Origin of the sequence: Gordonibacter pamelaeae 7-10-1-b (genome assembly GCF_000210055.1) — a bacterium.
GTDB lineage: Bacteria > Actinomycetota > Coriobacteriia > Coriobacteriales > Eggerthellaceae > Gordonibacter > Gordonibacter pamelaeae.
The window spans coordinates 2915332-2918161 of the sequence record NC_021021.1 but is presented as its reverse complement, the minus strand read 5'-3'; the positions used below and the strand labels follow the sequence as shown (position 1 = coordinate 2918161).

General features: G+C 68.7%; 3 protein-coding genes. All 3 read left to right on the top strand.

Annotated elements, in window-relative coordinates:
- Positions 1 to 566: 566 nt before the first annotated feature.
- The 3 genes from GPA_RS13480 (at position 567) to def (ending at position 2702) form a co-directional block, all read left to right on the top strand.
- Positions 567 to 992, top strand: a complete 426-nt coding sequence (locus GPA_RS13480; protein WP_015540208.1) for an NfeD family protein — start codon at positions 567 to 569, stop codon at positions 990 to 992.
- On the top strand, positions 992 to 1930 hold the full coding sequence (locus GPA_RS13475; protein ID WP_015540207.1) for an SPFH domain-containing protein: 939 nt from the start codon (positions 992 to 994) through the stop codon (positions 1928 to 1930). The genes GPA_RS13480 and GPA_RS13475 overlap by 1 nt, the downstream gene beginning before the upstream one ends.
- A 226-nt stretch (positions 1931 to 2156) precedes the next feature.
- Positions 2157 to 2702 (top strand): peptide deformylase, encoded by a 546-nt coding sequence (def, locus tag GPA_RS13470; RefSeq protein WP_041239659.1) that lies wholly within the window; start codon positions 2157 to 2159, stop codon positions 2700 to 2702.
- The last annotated feature ends 128 nt before the right edge of the window (positions 2703 to 2830 follow it).

The following is a 2830-nucleotide window of genomic DNA, read 5'->3' as shown; positions in this document are numbered from 1 at the left end:
GAGGAGCTGGCCATCGGCGACGCCGAGGACGCCGTGGCCGCCCTGCGCGCCCAGCTGTCCGACCCGTCCGCCCTGCCCGCCGACGAGTACGAGATGCTGTTCCAGACCGTGACCGCCATGCAGAAGGACCTCACCCGCCGCCGCCTCGCGCACAAGGCCGTGTAGGCTTCTCTTTTATCGTCGGGCGGCAAGAGGGGGAGGCGGGCGCCGCCGGGCTGGTGCCGACAGGCCGACGCCGACAGGCGGGTGCCGACGAGCGGCGCGCTTCTTGCCCGCCAGGCTTTTTTTTCATCAGGCGGCCGAGGCCGTATGTGCCGGGCCGGCCTGTCCGCCGCATCGAGGCGTGCCCGAGGACGATCAGATGCGCCGGACAACCGCTATCGCCCGCACGCCCCCGACCGGCTCATAGGGGCGAGGCCCCTGGCCGACGATGGGGGTGCATGCCCTTGGTCGTCCGGGAGGTGCCGCACCTCCTCGCTTGCCTGGCGCCCTCCCGCTTTCCCGTCCGGCGCCGCCATGGCGCAGCAGGCGGCATGGTATACTCAAGCAAAGAGAAAGGAGTCGCCATGAGTCCCTTCGTCTGGCTGGGCGTCGCCGCCGTCATGGGCGTCGTCGAGATCGTCTCGCTCGGCCTTATCACCATGTGGTTCGTCGTGGGCGCGCTCGTCGCGTTCGTCGCGAGCCTGCTCGGCGCCGACCTCGTCGTGCAGCTGGTCGTGTTCCTCGTCGTCTCCGTGGCCTGCCTCGTGGGCCTGCGCCCCGTTTTCGTGAAGTACCGCGACCGCGGGAAGCTCGAGGAGCCCACCCATGTCGGCCAGACGGCCGTCGTGGTGGAGGGCGTCGACAACGACGGCATGACCGGCCGCGTGGAGACGGACAACCGCATGACCTGGGCCGCGCGCTCCGCGGACGGGCTCCCCATCCCCGCGGGCGAGGTCGTGCGCATCGTGGGCCAGGAAAGCGTCAAGCTCATCGTCGAAAGGAAACGCTGATGTTCCCCTTGAACCCCCTCACCATCGCCATCATCGTGGTCGTCGTGCTCGTGGTGCTGTTCTCCGTCACGTGCATCAAGATCGTGCCGCAGGCGCAGGCCGCCATCGTGGAGCGCCTGGGCTCGTACCTCACCACCTGGAACAACGGTCTGCACGTGCAGATCCCCTTCATCGACCGCGTGCGCGCGGGCATCACGCTCAAGGAGCAGGTGGCCGACTTCCCGCCCCAGCCCGTCATCACGAAGGACAACGTGACCATGTCCATCGACTCGGTGGTGTTCTTCAAGATCATGGACCCGAAGCTCTACGCCTACGGCGTGGAGAACCCGCTCGTGGCCATCGAGAACCTGGCCGCGACCACGCTGCGCAACATCATCGGCGACCTCGAGCTGGACACCACGCTCGTGTCGCGCGACACCATCAACGCCAAGATGCGCTCCATCCTGGACGAGGCCACCGACGCGTGGGGCATCAAGGTGAACCGCGTGGAGGTGAAGAACATCACGCCGCCGGCCGCCATCCAGCAGGCCATGGAGAAGCAGATGAAGGCCGAGCGCGAGAAGCGCGAGGCCATCCTCCTGGCCGAGGGCGAGAAGCAGTCGGCCATCACCGTGGCGGAGGGCAACAAGCAGGCGCAGATCCTGGCCGCGGAGGCCGAGAAGCAGGCCGTGATCCTGGCCGCGGAGGCCGAGCGCGAGAAGCAGATCCGCGAGGCCGAGGGCGAGGCCGCCGCCATCCTGAACGTGCAGCAGGCCACCGCCGACGGCATCCGCGTGGTGCGCGAGGCCGGCGCCGACAACGCCGTGCTCACCCTGCAGGCCTTCGAGGCCCTGAAGACCGTCGCCGACGGTCAGGCCACGAAGATCATCATCCCCTCCGACATCCAGGGCGTGGCCGGACTCGCCGCCAGCCTGAAGGAGATCGTGGCGGACAAGTAGCCATTCGGCGCGCGGCGGGGCGAAGGCGGGAGCCAATCGTCCCTCCGCGCGGGCGATCCCTCGGGCGCTTGCATTCTTCCCCTTCTCACCTTGGGTTTTGTGGATGTTTCCCGCATGCTACTGGACAAGGGGCAGCCGAAACCGCACAATGTCCCCACAAGGAACTTTTCCGCGTCCCGGCCTGCGCCGGGACGCGTGCGATAAGGAACGAGAGGGACGTGTCTTCGTGATAACCATCGTGCAATCACCGAACCCGTTGCTGAACACGGTCTGCGAGCCGTGCGACCTGGGCGACAAGGGCCTGAAGAAGCTGGCCAGGCAGATGGCCAAGGCCATGTACAAGAACGACGGCTGCGGCCTGGCCGCGCCGCAGCTGGGCGTGACGAAGCGCCTCGTGGTGGTGGACTGCGACCAGGCCGAGTCCGGCGAGCAGGACCCCATCGTGCTGGTGAACCCCGTGCTCGTGGACGCCCAGGGCGACCCGGTGGTGGAGGGCGAGGGCTGCCTGTCGTGCCCCGGCATCTCCGTGCCCATCGCGCGGCCGCCGTGGGCGCGCGTGCGCTACTTCGACCTGGATGGCGAGGAGTGGGAGATCGAGGGCGACGGGCTCTTGGGCCGCTGCCTCCAGCACGAGCTGGACCATCTGGACGGCATCACCATGTTCGAGCGCTGCGACCCCATCGCGCGCATCCAGGCGCTGCGCGACTACGAGCTGGCGCGCGCCGCGGGCGCGAAGCCGGGCGAGACGTCGCTCGATACGCGGGTGCGCTGATCATGCGCGTCGTGTTCATGGGCACGCCGGAGTTCGCGGCCACCATACTGGAGGACCTGTCCCAGCAGCACGAGGTGGCGGCCGTGACACCCGCCCCGACGCCGTGCGCGGGCGCGGCCGGAAGCTGG